Genomic DNA, 14579 nt, shown 5'->3' on the forward strand with positions numbered 1-14579 from the left:
AATATTCCGGTTAACGATTAAATACAAGAGGCATAGCAGGTTTACTTGGCTTAGTGACCGTTTTGCCATCGTAAAGGCGCTCGCCATTAACCCAAGTGCTTACTATTTTTGAAGAAAACTCAACACCATCAAAAGGCGTCCAGCCACATAGGTAGCGGCAAGAGTCATGGCTCACCTTTGTGGTGTGTTGTGTACTTACCAGCACTAGGTCGGCGTAGTAGCCCTCTTTTATAAAGCCTCGTTTATTTATACAAAAACGCAGCGCAGGGTTATGCGCGGTTTTTTCAACTACTTGTTCAATGCTTAAACGGCTGTGTTTTACATGCTCAAGTAAGCTTAAAAGTGCGTGCTCTACTAAGGGCAAACCTGCTGGCGCATTAACATAATCGGTTTGTTTTTCTTGCCACGTATGCGGGGCGTGGTCGGTAGCAATAATATCTATTTGATTATTTTTAACCGCGTTTATAAGCGCATCACGATCGGTGTTAGCTTTTATGGCAGGGTTACATTTTATTAAGTTACCCAAAGCTGGGTAATCTTGCTCGCTAAAGTATAAATGGTGAACACAGGCTTCTGCGGTAATGCTTTTATTGGCTATATCGCCTTTAGTAAATAAACTCAGCTCTTTTTCGGTCGTTATGTGTAATACATGCAGTTGCGCATTGTATTTTTTAGCAAGCGACACCGCATACGACGATGAGGCATAACAAGCCTCTGCGTCGCGTATTTTAGGGTGGTCGGTAATGTTAGGTATAATGCCTTGCTGCTCATAGCGCTGATTGTTTTTGCTAATGGTTTTACCGTCTTCGCAATGGGTAACTATAAGCACTGGGCATTCACGAAAAATTCCCTCTAGTGCTTCTGGGTTCTCTACTAATAAATTACCGGTAGATGCGCCCATAAACACTTTTACGCCACATACTTTTTTAGGATCGAGCGCTTTAATATCATCTAAATTGTGCTCGGTTGCGCCAAGGTAAAATGAGTAATTGGCATAAGAGTGCTGCTCGGCTATGGCGTATTTTTCTTCAAGCGCAGCTTTGTTTGTGGTTGAAGGATTAACATTGGGCATTTCCATATAACTGGTTATTCCGCCGGCCACTGCAGCACGTGATTCAGTTAATATAGAGCCTTTATGAGTAAGCCCCGGCTCTCTAAAATGCACTTGGTCGTCAATCATACCTGGGAGTAAGTACGCGCCTTTAGCGTCAATTACATCATCGTTTTCGCTCGGGGTGATATTAGGGGCAATGCATTCAATAAATTGGTTAGTAATACGTACATCAGCAAGTTGCGTTTTACCTTCGTTAACCAATTGGGCATTTTTTATTAGTTGGCTTTTCATGCTTTCAGCTCTTATTTAGTCAGCAATTTATGTTTAATAGGTGTGAGTTGGCGGCTAAATATTAGCTTTGCCAACTAATAACAGGGTTGTTGCGCGTCACTTCTGTTGAGCCTTGCCCTGCGTTACTAATCCACTGCACGTTAAGCGCATTAAGTGAAGGCATTAACTTAAACAACGTGACCGAAAAGCCTAAAACCGGCGTTTTGCAGTTAAAATTGTAGGTGGCTTCAACATTATGATGATCGTGGTCATCGTGGTCATCGTGATCACTGTGGCTGTGAGCAAGTGAGTTTTCGGTGCTTTGTAAAATACACTGCCCTTTTATATCAATAGCATGGCTGCTATTTTTTAACTGCTGGGCAAGTACATCAATAGCATTTTTATCTGCTGAGTTTGCAGCTTGGTGCTCAAAACCTAGCGCATCAGCAGCAGGAATAATAAACTGCATTTGCAGCACGCTACCCTCTTGGGCAATAAGTAACTCACCTTCCCCATGCACATGCTTTTGAGCATGAGCACTAAAGCCCATACTTAATAGCAGGGCAACACTCAGCCCTTTTGTAAACGTTTTCATAAGCTAACCCTTATTTAAAATAGAGCTAAATACAGCAATTGTTATAATATAACATATTGGTTATATCCTAAAAAGATAATAATTAAGGCTCTATTGGGCTGGTAAAGCCATTTATTGTTTATAGGTACAGGTGCTGGTAAATTTAGGTTAGTTACTTTTTAAGGAAAAACATGAAACTCTCATTGGAAGATATCACCGCCTATAACTACGAAGCCGTATGCGATTTAGAGGTTGCTAAAACACAAGAAGAATACGTAGCGTGTAATATGTGGTCGTTGGTTGAGGCGCACTACAATAGCGGGTATACCTGTAGAGCGATTTACTTAAATAGTACACCTGTTGGCTTTTTTATGTGGGTACAAGAAACCCCTACAAAGGTTTCTATTTGGCGCTTTATGGTTGATCAAACTTATACCAACTCCAATAAATAGCTGATCTATTTTACTTGCTAAAACAACCCATTTCTTTGTTTTAAATTTCGTGAAGGGAACAACCATTTACATCAATTTACGCCTAGAACTGAATTGTTTTTTCGGCGTAAAATTTAGAACACATACTTAATGGAGTTGGTATTATCAAAATAAAGGTATTGGGCGCAAAGCACTGGCTATGGCAATTGAAGAGATTAAAACGATTTCTAAGCTTGAACAAATCGAAATTTGTTATAACCCGCAAAACCCAATAGCTAAAGACTTTTATTCAAGCTTTGGGTTTGAAGAAGTTGGCCTCGATGAGGACGAAGACGATATGTTAGCGGTTATTAAAATTAGCCGTTAACTCATTGATAAGTAGACCGCTAATTTTAAGGAATAATAATAGTTGAAAGGAAATACTGTCATCATAAGACCATTTTCAGAGAACGACTTTTTAGCCGTTCAAAACTTATATCAGCAAGGTATTGATACCGGCAACGCGACGTTTCAAACTGAAGCTAAAAGTTGGGAGCAATGGAATAGTTCTATGCTCAACTGTTGTCGTCTTGTTGCAGTTGAGGATGAAAAGGTGCTTGGCTGGGCTGGGTTATCTGCGGTTTCTAGCCGTGAGGTTTACTCGGGCGTTGCCGAGGTAAGTGTATATGTTGCAAACCAAGCCCAAGGTAAAGGTTTGGGGCACGCATTGCTTTGTGCACTCATTAAGGAATCAGAAAGCAACGGTATATGGATGCTACAAGCCAGTATATTCCCTGAAAACATAAGCAGCATTGCACTACATATTCGTAATGGTTTTAGGCAAGTTGGAAACCGAGAAAAATTAGGACAGCTGCATGGCGTATGGCGCAATGTAGCTTTAATGGAAAGGCGCAGCGCTGTAGTAGGCCTATAATCCTACAAACAGCGCAATGAGTGTGTATGTGCCTTTGGTGAATGTTAAACCGTTTTAGCGGGTAACTTTGCGGCTGTTACTGCTAAATAAGTGAGTCCAATAATACCTGTTAGTGCAAAGGCCGATAAAATAAATGGGTCAACTAACAGGTTATCTTTAAATTCAAAGGAGCCAGCTGATATTTTTTTCCAGCCCATAAAGTGCTGATTAGCAGCGACTGTTGCGCCAAAAAAACCAATTACTGAAGCAAAATATTTGCCTATCCAGTGTGTAACCGCAGGCGTTATTAATAATAAACCCAAAAGGCCAATTACTGATCGCTGCACTCTACAATAGGGGACACATACACAATGCCTAATAAATCTGTGCTCCACGCAGCTATTGAAATAACAATAGCTATTAAGCCCACTATTTTAATATGCGCAGAATAGGTGCTTAAATTTAGAACGTTCATGTACTGTTTTCCTACTTAAAATTATGCTAATGCAAGTGCGGTTAAAAACATGCCTAAGCCAAACACAGTGTGCCCTGCAAAGCTTTTTATGCGCGTAACTGTGGGGTTAGGTGTTTTTGCACCGGCCATGCCCGCCCCCATGCCTGGCATCATAATAAAAAAGGGGGCAACTATGCCAAACCATGCAACAAGTAAAGCAGGTAGTATGGTTGGCAAATCAAGCCATTGGGTGTTTACACACACCATTAATATTAAACCGTACGTTATGCCAATTAGGTAATGTACAACCCATCCAATGGCAAGCTCACCCGGTATTTTTTCGGCCTTAGGTAGCGCAGGCTGATAAAACTGCCCCGACTTCATGTGGCCTACCCAGCGCCCGACTAATCGCCAATTTGTGGCGGGTAAAGCAAAAAACTTAGCGAGTAACCCCGCGTAAATATCTAACACTAGTGTGCCCCCTATACCTATTAATATAAAAGTATAGATAGAGTCGTTGATCATGTGTTGTGTCTCCCGACGATACGTAAATTGGTAGGCGTTTTGCTGTTGAGTATACATAACACAAAGAGCAAAGCGCGTAGACTTGGTTATGTAATGTGATAATATTACCAAAACACCATTATGAACACTAATGGTAAAAACTGGTTTTGGAATGAATATAAATCATAATGCTTGAACGTAATCATCTACACATTATTAAAGAGGTTAATCGCCTTAAAAGCGTGACCGCCGCGGCCGAAAGTTTAAACTTAAGCCAGTCGGCTGTGAGCCATACTATTGCTAAATTAGAGCGCCGATTTGGCGTTAAGCTGTGGCGCCGTAAAGGCAATACGCTTGTGTATTCTCAGGCGGGGCTTTATTTACTTTCGCTTGCAGACAAAATGGTCGCAGAGTTTGAATATGCCGAGCGAGTACTGCAAGAGTTTGCCCAAGGCCGCCGAGGAATAATGCGCATAGGAATGGAGTGCCACCCGTGTGAGCAATGGCTAATGGGTAAAATTCAGCAATTTTTAAAAGCATGGCCAGAGGTAGACGTAGAAATAAAAAGTGCCTTTAGGTTTGATGGCATAGCAGCGCTAAACGCCAACGAAATAGATGTACTAATAACCCCCGACCCCGTAAATACAGAGGGCTTAAACTTTAGGTCGGTATTTAACTACAATTTATGTATTGTAGTGAGCGAGCAAAACCCGCTATACAACAAAACGTTTGTTACAGCACACGATCTCGAAGACCAAATACTTTATACCGTGCCCGTAGGCTACAACCGCTTAGATGTATATACCCGATTTTTAGACCCTGCTAACGTGCAACCTAAACGCAGAGTACCGATAGAAACCACCGAAATGATGTTGCAATTAGTGTCTGCCAATCGTGGCGTGGCAGCATTACCCGAGTGGCTAGTGTCATCACACGAAAGCCGTTTAGGTATAAAAGGCATCCGCATAGGTAATAAAGGGCTGCAAAAAAGCGTTAATGTAGGCGTGCGAGATGACGACTTACAGCTTGATTATGTAAAAGGGTTTATAGAATCAACCCGCTCTAATGTGTAAATGGATTTGCTGTTAAATGTAGGGTGTTAAAGTGAATTAACTAAGTTCGTGGAGTATTAACTTGAGCTGTTAGATATGTGCCAGTGTAGGTCGGATAAGCGAAGCGCCATCCGACACAGTAAAATGCCTGTTCATTTATTATCAATATTTTATGTTGCATCGAGTGGTTGAACTCACAGCCAATATAAATCATTGGCTTCTAACCACCTGTTTAACCGTTGCGAGTATCAGAGAAACTTAAATCTGTTACTACCCTTATATAGTGTTACATATTCTCTTTTTTATATTATTATTGATGAATGAATACGTGGAAACTTAAACCAACATCAGATCTTCTATCTCCTTATGTTGAGTACATTTGGGCATTACAAGTAACAACCCCTAGCAAAATGTCTGCTTTGCTACTTCCTAACCCCGCAGCAAATGCAATTTTATCTCCTTCAACCGTTCAACACATTTACCATAAGAACGGATTAAAATTGGAGGTGCAAGGCGGCCATTGGTTGTCTGCTTACACCGAAACTCTTTATGTCGATGATGAGTACCCTCGTCAACTTATTGGAATTAAGTTCTTTCCTGAAGGGGCATTTGGTTTGGGGTTCAAGCAAACGATAGAATCCAGTCATAAGGTTATCCAAGCTTTACCATCTTGTTTTAAATGGACTGATGAAATGGATATCAATCAACCGATTGAAACAGCAAAAATTATTGAGTCTCAGCTACTTGCTTTTAGTTCTCCTGTGGATACACAAGTATGGGAAAATGTTCATAAGGCTCGTTTGAGCATCAATGAAGGTAATAATTTAGATTTACTGCCTATTTCTAGAAGAACATTGGAGCGTCAATTTTCATTAGCAACGGGTTTATCACTTAAGCAATATGAACAAATGATAAGAATGGATCGGCTTATTTGGGCTATCTATCAAGAGCAAACTGACAGTATTAACTGGAGCGACCTTGCTTATCGATTTGGCTTTAGCGACCAACCACACCTGATTCGACAGTTAAAAAAAGCAATAGGTGTTACTCCAAAACGGTACTTAATTGAAAAGCACCTATCCATTGATTTATTTGGTGACTTTAACAGTTAAGGTTGTCGCATTTGATCAATTTTACTGAAACAGCAAGGTGTATATTAGCCCTGTTGTTCTTTACAGGAAATATAGATGAAAATTAGACAAGCAATTATTAGTGATACTAAGTCATTAAAAGACCTATCCAAACAAGTAATTATAACTTGTTACACTGGATTTATGGGAGAGGATATGGTTAATGGCTACATATCCAGTGGGGCCGTTAATGATGAGATCGATCAACATATTAAGAGTACTTTTGTTGCCGTTGATGAAAGTGAAGCTGTAAAAGGTTACGTTGTGATCATTGATGATTTAATTCATATCATGATGGTATCACCGAGTCAGCAACGAAAAGGTATTGGAGCAATATTGTTATCGTTTGCTGAAACAAAAATCCGTTCTAGGAATATGAAACCAACACTTGAAACATTTGAAACTAACACTCAGGCAATGAATTTTTACTTAAAGAATGGATGGACTATTACTCGTAGGGAGCTTGAACCCGATTATGGGTTTGTTCGTGTTTTTTGATAAGTAAATCTAATCATTGAACAGCAAGTTTATATATTTAACTTGCTGTTGCCTAAGATTGACGGACCGCTCATCGTTCCAAGCCGAGCTTCCTCAAAGTGCCATAAGCGGACATTGGTAATGCCCAATTGAGGTGTTACAGGCTCAATTAAGCACCTTAATGACTAAACCAAACCCAAATCAAAAATACCAAGCGTGGTGAATCACTCTTAAATTGTTTGTTAGGCGCGTTATTTAAGATGCAGTATTTGATTAAATAAACTGCGTTGAGACCCAATCTCTGTCGTTGCTATTACTAGAGACTTCAATAGTCTATCTGACGCTTGGTAGAAATTAGTAATTTGCCCTGAAAAATCTCTAATGTCCAACCTCGAAATAATTTTGTACTGGTTTAATGCATCAGCGTCTCTATGAGCTATAGTGTTAAGTCGAATTTCTCGAAATTGTTGAACTGTCACTTTATGAGCTTTTCGAAGCTCCTTCAATGAACTAGAGACTTCTTTTTTAGATTCGGCTGATAAGCCAGTGCAGTCAAAGATAAAACCCATTTTCTTACCAGTTACCTTTGTCATATCCCACTCATAAATTGTCAGCAATAGAGTACGTAAAGCTATGCCTCTTTTCGTCTCATTCGGATGCGCAAAAGCATCAGCTTTCAAGGCTTGGATATCTCTTTCGGCTAGAAGGAAGTAAAGACTCAGATTAAAAAACTGCTGAGATGCAGGGAAATATTCAGTGTTTATCTTTTCCATTTGTTCAACAAACGTAAGAATTGTGTTGTTGATAACCTTATCTTTAAGCTGGAACTCTTTGTTTAATTTTTTGTGTAATCGCCACAGAAGTAATGCTTTTAACTTTTTACCAAAACGCTTTTGGAACTCCATGCGGCACCATCGCTCTTGAACTTGGCGACGAGAATCAGAAAATTTTTTGCTTATCATAAATATTCCACCAAAGCGCCTAACGCCCGCATTTGCCGATGGTTTGGAACGCAGCGGAAAACTAGTCCGACAACATGCATTTGCTTAGGCGCGCTATTGCCAACCATTGTTCTCTTCGCACCAGTCATAAAGAATCATAATTTTTTCAAGTTCATAGATTGCTCGAAACAAATCACCGTAAAGCTTACACTCACTGAAATTAGCCATTGATTGAGTTATTGTATTATTAAGAAGAAATTCATGCGCCATATCATTACGATAATTAACGATAATTTCTAGATAGGCAATAAAATCTGGCCTTAAGCCTTTATCTCTTAGCTCGTTTTTGGTTGTTCCAAGAGTCCACTTTTTCATGCTCTCTGATGGAACGCCATACATTCTTGAGAGCAGCCCCTTTAAACCAAATTCCAGAATTTGAGCTTTGCCCATGAACATGGCGTATTGCTCAAGTACACTCTGATTTTTGTATCCTTCAAGCTTCGCATAGACTAATTCTTCAATGTCTCCAGCAGATAATGCCGCTACTTCTGTCATTCTCGATTCCTTATCGCTTCAGTCGCCTAACATTTTATAGTGAGCTCATCGCGTATATTTCTGCCGACCCCCACGCTCATTTATCTACGTTATTTAGTTTTAACAAATAACCTAAAGCATTACTATCACTATGTTTTCTTAAGCTTTAAAGTATAGTTAAATAAAATAATATGCTTACGCCGTTCATCTTCATGAATATTCGCGCAAAAAGCAGTTTGACCAATCAATTAACTACGGTATTTAGCCAATCTCAATGACCGTTTCTCGCTCTTTGCCGAAGTTCTGCTCAGTGCCAGGAGCAGACATTCACATAAAAATCGCTTATGTCCCATATATTTTGACTTAAAGACTTTTTTACGCTTTCTGTAGTAAGTTATTAACTAGTCGTTGATAACTTGGAGCTGTAGCTTCATATATCAGCTGACTATCTAGGTAAAACACCATGTAAGAAAGAACAAGGTGTTTTTATGAGGCATAAAGTCCGTAGAGTAGAGCTACTTAAAAATACTTAACAATGCTAAATCAGATCTTAAGTGCTGCCCCTAAATGTAGTTTATATCGCTCCATATCGACTTTTACTTGGGGATTTTTCATAACATCGCTACAAATAAAAGTTTCTAGTGGCTTCATTCCTAAAAACTGATTTGCTTTATGCACGGGTAAATACACACCATCTACCCCAGTCCCCTCAAAAAACTGCTCACTATCAATGAACGCATTTACTGGGGCATTCCACGTGACAGAAAGCATGTATTTTTTACCGTGAAGTAAGCCTCCAGATCCATACTGCTTTGAAATATCACTTCTAGACCTACCGTCGCTTTCATATAACTTACCGTGCCCTTTGGTAAACACCTCATCCATGTACTTTTTCACAGTCCAAGGAGGCCCCATCCACCATGCGGGCATCTGAAAGATTACCAAGTCAGCCCACAGCCATTTAGAAATTTCTTCATCGACATCATATCCCTTATCAATAGTTGTGTTACGAACATTACAGTTACTTTGTACAAAGAAGTTTTCAGCAAAGGCTGTGAGCGAATTGTTAAGCTCACCTTTAGAGTGAGCGAAACATTTACCGCCATTTAAAATTAAGATATTTTTCACTATGTACTACTACCCATTCTTTATTGAAATTCACTTAAAAACCTTTAATTGATAAGTGTCTGACATTAAATGCCTATTTGATGCCTTTTAATCCAGTTAGAATCTCTTCGCCCACTTTACGAGCTGATTGCGGGTTTTGACCAGTAATAACTCGCCTATCATTCACAACGTTTACCGTCCATGCAGCACCATAAATGTGCTTTGCACCTTTGGACATTAATGTATCCTGTAGTGAGAAAGGAACAACTTCTGTTAGCCCTATATTTGACTCTTCCTCGTTAGTAAATGCAGCTAATTTTTTTCCTTTAACGAGGTATTGTCCGTTACTAAGCTTGACGTCTGTAAGAGCCGCTGGGCCATGACAAATCGCGCTTACAATACCGCCTCGCTCATATATTGAAACAGTTAATTTATTGATAAGTTCATTGTTCGAGAAGTCCCACATAGTTCCGTGACCGCCTGCATAAACTACTGCTTGATAATCTTTACTGTTTACATCTTCAATCGCTTTTGTATTTATAATTGAAGCCATGAGCTTTTTATCATTTATAAACCTAGCATTATCTTCATCTGAAAAATCTAGACTTTTAGGGTCTATTGGGGCCATTCCACCTTCAATGCTAGCAACATCAACTTCAAAGCCTGCATCAGCAAGGACGTAATAAGGATGTGTTAACTCACCTAACCAAAAGCCAGTTTTCATATCTAACGAACCCATTTTATTGTGGCTAGTCAGTACGAAAAGGATTTTATCCGCAGCAAAACTTGGAGCCGCGAAAACTAGTGTCATTAATAATAATAAAATTTTCATACTATCTTTCTCATATAAATTAAACCAACCGATTTGTCGGTTACTTGTAAAATACGCTACAAACTTTCATTGTTAGGCATTGGAGCTCAAGTCTCAGTTTTTTGGTAGCGGCTCACCTGCATGTAACAACTCGACGGAAATATTATCCGCAAAGCGTAAAAAAGCCATTTGACCGTCTTGAGGAAATCGATTTACTTCAATGCCTAGTTCCTGTAAATGAGCGCATGTCTCGTATATATTTTCAACTCTGTAGGCTATATGACCGAGGTTTCTCCCTGTATTTAGATACTCAGGCTCCCAGTTATAAGTAAGTTCAATTTGAGCGTTGTCATCACCTTGTGCAGCTAAAAGATAAGAGAAAACTTTGCTTCAAAGTAGCCTTTCCTTTTTAGAGCTTTCAACCCTAGACCTCAAAGCAAAATCTTAGTGATGCTTTAATATCTGATATGCGAAGATATTTCATTTATCACAAGCCCTCAAACACACGAGCTGCTTTAATATCGACTGATAGCACTCTACCTTCTAAAGACGTTTGTAATTGAAGATAATGAGGCAGTATCTTATGTTGCTCTAAAGTATCTATGTCACGCCACATTTCAATTAATGTGATTCTTTGTGACCCATTAACATCAGAGAAAACATCATAACGCTCGCATCCATCTTCAAGAATACTGTCACTCGAACATTCATAAATTGCATTTAATACAGTGCTGTAATGTTGTGTTTCACATAGAATATCCACAACGACCATTACTTCATTGTCCATTTTTAACCTTTATCTTGGTTTATAAGGCTGCTTACACAGCCTTTAATTAAATAGCTGAAATTTAACGCTCGATTACGATTTTACCTGTGGCTAACCCTGATTCTAGACGAGTGTGAGCATCTTTAACTCCTTGTAAAGTTAAAGGGAAAACACTATCGATAAGAGGTTTAACTTGACCTTTATCTACAAGCCCAGCAAGTCGGCGTAGAATGTCACCGTGAGTCTCTCTATCGATGTTATGAATAATTGAAATCGCCATAAATACTAGGTCTAACCTTAGAGCCTTAAAGTGCATTTCAGTTAAGTTATAATCAGCATAACCAATTGTAGAGATAACATGCCCCTTCAGTTTTGCAGCGATTAATGAGTTTTGTAAAACGGGCCCGCCCACTGTATCAAATACCGTATCGAAGCCTTGACCATTGGTTAGTCGTTCAACATATTCCTTTGGCTCTTCTGTAGGGAATAGAACCGTTTCATCTGCGCCTAATTGTTTTGCAGTTTCTGCGCGAGCTTCATCTGCAACAGTCGTTGTAACATGTGCACCTAGTGCTTTTGCAAGCTGAAGACCAATGTGGCCTACGCCACCTGTACCACCATGAACCAACACTCTATCGCTCGGCTGGATTTCAGCTCGACCAATAATAGCTTCCCATGCTGTAATTGCTACTAAAGGCAAGCTAGCCGCCTCACCAAAGCTAAGCGTTTTAGGTTTATGTGCTAATAATACAGCGTCAGCTTCAACCTTATCTGCAAGAGTACCCGGAATGCCAACGATACCGCCGACACAACCGTATACTTCATCACCAATTTTAAAGTTAGTTACACCTTCACCTACTTCACTGATTACGCCCGATACATCCATGTGAAGGATTGCTGGATAAGTCATACCAGCAGTGCCTTCACTGCCTTGACGGATTTTAGTATCAACAGGGTTAACACTTGTCGCTTTTACATCTATTACGACGTGGCCGCGTTTTGGTTTTGGCGCATCAACTTCGATTTCATGTAAAACATTAACGTCACCATGACCATTAATAGCTATTGCTTTCATAATAATTTCCTCTTTGTTATTGACGAAAGTGATGTTATCAACATAATTAACAACCAAAAACACACTAAAAGTTTAATGATTAATTCCAAAAGGTTGATAATTTGATTGATTCAATAGAAGAACTAAAGATATTCAGTACGATTTTTGAACTTAAATCTATTCGAATGGCTGCTGATGCTCACAACCTAACGGCTGCAGCAGTGAGTAAAAGGTTGATAGCGCTCGAAAACAGACTGAGTGCTAAATTATTTTATAGAACAACACGGACCCTTAGTCCGACATTTACGGGTGAGAAGCTATATAACCATGCGCAAAGACTTTTAAGTATTAGCGATGAGATTGAACATGACCTCGACCCAACAAATACGTTAAAAGGAAAAATAAAAATAACTGCGTCAGCTTCTTTTACACAAAGCTATCTATTACCTGTGATTAGCAGCTTTTTAGAAAGTTACCCGCAAGTTAATATTGAAATCATTTCTACAGATAGTTTAGTTAATTTAACTGAACAAGGTGTTGATTTGGCAATTAGACATGGCCCTTCGCGAGATTCATCATTAATTGGTCAAAAGCTATCTGATACAAAGAGAGTATTATGTGCAACGCCGAGTTATTTAGAAAAAAAAGGAGTACCACAATCACCTGAATATTTAACTGATCATAGTTTATTAACCGTTGGGAATGAAACTAACTGGTCATTCATTAGAGAAAGTGAACGAAAAACAGTTAAGTTAAACCCCAGCTTTTCTTCTAGCTTAGGGGACAGCGTTTTGGGTATGGTGGAATTAGATCATGGTATTGCACTTTTGTCAGATTGGCATATTAAAGAACGTGTTGAAAAAGGGCGCTTAAAGGTTATTTTAGAAGATTGGGAGTGTGACCCATCAATTTCAATTAACCTATTATATCCGTCTAGGAAAAACCAATCGATAATAGTTAGGAACTTCATTGACCACTTGAAAGAATGGATAAAAAGCAATCCCCTTTCAAAATAGACTTAACTTCTTAGGGTTTTCACTACAGTTAACTTCATCTGGTAGCAAATTAGCTAACTCCACCTAGAGCCATTTACCAAACTTTAAAAAAGAGCAAGATATAAATTACACTTTATAGTGGTTTGGAGTATGTGTTTAGTGGATAAAATACTTTATATCCGAAGGGGGCTATGTGCCAATTGCGGACAGTGGTAACCATCGTCACTTGTTATGTAACACCTAACCGGAACCTTTCATGATGTTTTTATTTAGTTGCTCAAACTCTTCCATTAATTTATCGCAATCTGTTTTTTTAGCTTGGCAGAGTGCTGACATTTGAATGTAAATGGCTTGGTTTTTCTCAAGGACTTTGCGCTTTATCGCTGCGGGATGTGCAGAGTGTGACTCAGGAGTAAACGACCATAAAACCAAATTTGAATCTTCTTGATCTTCGATAATAGTCCAGCCACCTTGGACGCTTAGTTTTGTTCCGGCTTTATTTTTAAGTGCTTGAAGAGCGAGGTCGACTGTTTTATACCCGATAGAGCTGCTTTCAGAGGAAAAGGATGGAAAAGCGATTAATGCGCTCAAGAATCCTAAAGATATAATTTTCACTAAACTCTCCGTGTTACATAACGCCGCAATAAAAGGCAAGCGTTAGCGAGTCCAGCCCACGTTTTTTGTGGGCGATTTTTCATTGCCTTATTATCTTTATTTCTCACTGGATGGAAACTCCAGCTCTTCATAGAGGCTTTGTAAACAGGTATCGATGTTGTTCATGGCAGACTCGTAGACAGGTATAGTACTCCTCGCCATTTCAGAATCATTTTCTTCACCAAAAATAGCTATTTCCATACTGCACATCATAGAGCAATTACCGTGTAGCTCGGATAACAAACTTCTCGACTTTTTAGATAGAAATATAAAATCTTCCTACTCAATTTCATGCAGTGCGGTAATGTGCTGTAAAGAAGCCTTATCTATATCTTTTGACAGAACTTCAAGGTTTGGATGAAATTCACCTCGTGAATCGTATGAGCCAAGAGCTGCTTCACAGAATTTCTTGAAATCAACCAATCTCTTTTGAAGTTTTTTGAAAACTCTAACTTTTTCATCCAATAGAATATTGTGCTTTCTGGATAGAACTGAAAGATCGACTTTGAGCCTCTCAATTTCGGCCACATATCCAGATTTAACCTCTTCGACCTTACGGGTTATTTCTTCAATATCTTCCTTTGTCGCTAGGTTCTTTCCTTTTTCAGTAGTATATGAAAATAGATACTTCCGAAATAGGAAGATACATCCTATAGCAAGGAGAACTAAAATCTGCAACCCAACTAAGATCCAATCCATAAATTTACTCAGAACTCCAAAGAGAGATAACAATTTAATAGTGCGCTCGTCGCGCATATTTCTACCGACTTAGCGCTCATTTATCTACTTTATATAGTTTTAACAAATTACCTAAGGTATTACTATTACTAAGTTTTCTAAAGTTTTTAGGTAAAGTTAAATAATCCAATTTGCGCGCAG

Annotated in this window: 19 protein-coding genes and 2 pseudogenes; 7 read left to right on the plus strand and 14 right to left on the minus strand. The window is 39.1% G+C overall.

Going from position 1 to position 14579, the window contains the following annotated elements; genetic code table 11:
* Positions 1-10: 10 nt before the first annotated feature.
* Positions 11-1345, minus strand: a complete 1335-nt coding sequence (locus tag PESP_RS17070) for a dihydroorotase (RefSeq protein WP_089349239.1) — start codon at positions 1343-1345, stop codon at positions 11-13.
* 61 nt (positions 1346-1406) lie between these two features.
* Complete coding sequence (locus PESP_RS17075) at positions 1407-1919, minus strand: ZrgA family zinc uptake protein (protein WP_089349240.1); 513 nt, start codon at positions 1917-1919, stop codon at positions 1407-1409.
* Positions 1920-2089: 170 nt separating this feature from the next.
* Between PESP_RS17075 and PESP_RS17080 the strand changes: the two are divergent.
* The 3 genes and pseudogenes from PESP_RS17080 to PESP_RS17090 all read left to right on the plus strand — a co-directional run.
* Positions 2090-2338, plus strand: a pseudogene (locus PESP_RS17080) (GNAT family N-acetyltransferase); the annotation flags it as partial.
* Positions 2339-2492: 154 nt separating this feature from the next.
* Positions 2493-2696, plus strand: a pseudogene (locus PESP_RS17085) (GNAT family N-acetyltransferase); the annotation flags it as partial.
* Positions 2697-2738: 42 nt separating this feature from the next.
* Positions 2739-3242, plus strand: a complete 504-nt coding sequence (locus PESP_RS17090) for a GNAT family N-acetyltransferase (protein WP_089349241.1) — start codon at positions 2739-2741, stop codon at positions 3240-3242.
* Between the two features lie 44 nt (positions 3243-3286).
* Here the strand turns inward: PESP_RS17090 and PESP_RS20640 are convergent, their stop codons facing one another.
* From PESP_RS20640 to PESP_RS17100, 3 genes are read right to left on the minus strand one after another with little or no spacing between them, the layout of a single operon-like run.
* Positions 3287-3544, minus strand: a complete 258-nt coding sequence (locus PESP_RS20640) for a hypothetical protein (RefSeq protein ID WP_245852285.1) — start codon at positions 3542-3544, stop codon at positions 3287-3289.
* An 8-nt stretch (positions 3545-3552) separates the two neighbouring features.
* Positions 3553-3696 (minus strand): hypothetical protein, encoded by a 144-nt coding sequence (locus tag PESP_RS20645; protein WP_245852286.1) that lies wholly within the window; start codon positions 3694-3696, stop codon positions 3553-3555.
* A 21-nt stretch (positions 3697-3717) separates the two neighbouring features.
* The gene (locus tag PESP_RS17100; protein WP_307725824.1) at positions 3718-4257 is read right to left on the minus strand and encodes a DUF2938 domain-containing protein; all 540 of its coding nucleotides are present in this window, start codon (positions 4255-4257) and stop codon (positions 3718-3720) included.
* A 110-nt stretch (positions 4258-4367) separates the two neighbouring features.
* Between PESP_RS17100 and PESP_RS17105 the strand changes: the two genes are divergently transcribed.
* The 3 genes from PESP_RS17105 to PESP_RS17115 all read left to right on the plus strand — a co-directional run bounded on the left by PESP_RS17105 (position 4368) and on the right by PESP_RS17115 (position 6859).
* The gene (locus PESP_RS17105) at positions 4368-5252 is read left to right on the plus strand and encodes a LysR family transcriptional regulator (protein WP_089349243.1); all 885 of its coding nucleotides are present in this window, start codon (positions 4368-4370) and stop codon (positions 5250-5252) included.
* Positions 5253-5551: 299 nt separating this feature from the next.
* A complete protein-coding gene (locus tag PESP_RS17110) occupies positions 5552-6343 on the plus strand; it encodes a helix-turn-helix domain-containing protein (protein WP_089349244.1) in 792 nt (263 codons plus the stop codon).
* A 75-nt stretch (positions 6344-6418) separates the two neighbouring features.
* Positions 6419-6859 (plus strand): GNAT family N-acetyltransferase, encoded by a 441-nt coding sequence (locus PESP_RS17115; protein WP_089349245.1) that lies wholly within the window; start codon positions 6419-6421, stop codon positions 6857-6859.
* 230 nt (positions 6860-7089) lie between these two features.
* Here PESP_RS17115 and PESP_RS17120 read toward each other — a convergent pair whose 3' ends face one another.
* From PESP_RS17120 to PESP_RS17150, 7 genes are all read right to left on the minus strand, one after another.
* Positions 7090-7800, minus strand: coding sequence for a hypothetical protein (locus PESP_RS17120; protein WP_125939520.1), 711 nt, complete (start codon positions 7798-7800; stop codon positions 7090-7092).
* A gap of 93 nt (positions 7801-7893) precedes the next feature.
* A complete protein-coding gene (locus PESP_RS17125; RefSeq protein WP_089349247.1) occupies positions 7894-8334 on the minus strand; it encodes a hypothetical protein in 441 nt (146 codons plus the stop codon).
* Between the two features lie 522 nt (positions 8335-8856).
* Positions 8857-9441 carry an NAD(P)H-dependent oxidoreductase gene (locus tag PESP_RS17130; protein WP_089349248.1) on the minus strand — a complete coding sequence of 195 codons (585 nt, stop codon included), beginning with the start codon at positions 9439-9441 and terminating at the stop codon, positions 8857-8859.
* A gap of 73 nt (positions 9442-9514) precedes the next feature.
* Positions 9515-10252, minus strand: a complete 738-nt coding sequence (locus PESP_RS17135; RefSeq protein ID WP_174694399.1) for a type 1 glutamine amidotransferase domain-containing protein — start codon at positions 10250-10252, stop codon at positions 9515-9517.
* 93 nt (positions 10253-10345) lie between these two features.
* Entirely contained in the window at positions 10346-10570 is a 225-nt protein-coding gene (locus PESP_RS20735) for a VOC family protein (RefSeq protein ID WP_342744503.1), read from the minus strand.
* Positions 10571-10718: 148 nt separating this feature from the next.
* Positions 10719-11018 carry a putative quinol monooxygenase gene (locus PESP_RS17145; protein WP_089349249.1) on the minus strand — a complete coding sequence of 100 codons (300 nt, stop codon included), beginning with the start codon at positions 11016-11018 and terminating at the stop codon, positions 10719-10721.
* A gap of 61 nt (positions 11019-11079) precedes the next feature.
* Positions 11080-12072 (minus strand): zinc-binding dehydrogenase, encoded by a 993-nt coding sequence (locus PESP_RS17150; protein ID WP_089349250.1) that lies wholly within the window; start codon positions 12070-12072, stop codon positions 11080-11082.
* 101 nt (positions 12073-12173) lie between these two features.
* Here PESP_RS17150 and PESP_RS17155 point away from each other — a divergent pair, with 101 nt between their 5' ends.
* Positions 12174-13067: a LysR family transcriptional regulator gene (locus PESP_RS17155; RefSeq protein WP_089349251.1), complete on the plus strand. Its 894-nt coding sequence runs from the start codon at positions 12174-12176 to the stop codon at positions 13065-13067.
* Between the two features lie 219 nt (positions 13068-13286).
* Here the strand turns inward: PESP_RS17155 and PESP_RS17160 are convergent, their stop codons facing one another.
* Positions 13287-13661, minus strand: a complete 375-nt coding sequence (locus tag PESP_RS17160) for a molecular chaperone DnaJ (RefSeq protein ID WP_089349252.1) — start codon at positions 13659-13661, stop codon at positions 13287-13289.
* A gap of 318 nt (positions 13662-13979) precedes the next feature.
* Positions 13980-14399, minus strand: coding sequence for a hypothetical protein (locus PESP_RS17165; RefSeq protein ID WP_125939521.1), 420 nt, complete (start codon positions 14397-14399; stop codon positions 13980-13982).
* Positions 14400-14579 lie beyond the last annotated feature (180 nt).

Source organism: Pseudoalteromonas espejiana DSM 9414 (assembly GCF_002221525.1).
In the GTDB taxonomy this organism is placed as follows: domain Bacteria; phylum Pseudomonadota; class Gammaproteobacteria; order Enterobacterales; family Alteromonadaceae; genus Pseudoalteromonas; species Pseudoalteromonas espejiana.

Coding starts and splice junctions, on each gene's coding strand:
- PESP_RS17100 (WP_307725824.1), bottom strand. CDS start 4,257: ATGTATACTCAACAGCAAAACGCCTACCAATTTACGTATCGTCGGGAG.
- PESP_RS17105 (WP_089349243.1), top strand. CDS start 4,368: ATGCTTGAACGTAATCATCTACACATTATTAAAGAGGTTAATCGCCTT.
- PESP_RS17075 (WP_089349240.1), bottom strand. CDS start 1,919: ATGAAAACGTTTACAAAAGGGCTGAGTGTTGCCCTGCTATTAAGTATG.
- PESP_RS17145 (WP_089349249.1), bottom strand. CDS start 11,018: ATGGACAATGAAGTAATGGTCGTTGTGGATATTCTATGTGAAACACAA.
- PESP_RS17120 (WP_125939520.1), bottom strand. CDS start 7,800: ATGATAAGCAAAAAATTTTCTGATTCTCGTCGCCAAGTTCAAGAGCGA.
- PESP_RS17110 (WP_089349244.1), top strand. CDS start 5,552: ATGAATACGTGGAAACTTAAACCAACATCAGATCTTCTATCTCCTTAT.
- PESP_RS17150 (WP_089349250.1), bottom strand. CDS start 12,072: ATGAAAGCAATAGCTATTAATGGTCATGGTGACGTTAATGTTTTACAT.
- PESP_RS20645 (WP_245852286.1), bottom strand. CDS start 3,696: ATGAACGTTCTAAATTTAAGCACCTATTCTGCGCATATTAAAATAGTG.
- PESP_RS17135 (WP_174694399.1), bottom strand. CDS start 10,252: ATGAAAATTTTATTATTATTAATGACACTAGTTTTCGCGGCTCCAAGT.
- PESP_RS17070 (WP_089349239.1), bottom strand. CDS start 1,345: ATGAAAAGCCAACTAATAAAAAATGCCCAATTGGTTAACGAAGGTAAA.
- PESP_RS17165 (WP_125939521.1), bottom strand. CDS start 14,399: ATGGATTGGATCTTAGTTGGGTTGCAGATTTTAGTTCTCCTTGCTATA.
- PESP_RS17115 (WP_089349245.1), top strand. CDS start 6,419: ATGAAAATTAGACAAGCAATTATTAGTGATACTAAGTCATTAAAAGAC.
- PESP_RS17125 (WP_089349247.1), bottom strand. CDS start 8,334: ATGACAGAAGTAGCGGCATTATCTGCTGGAGACATTGAAGAATTAGTC.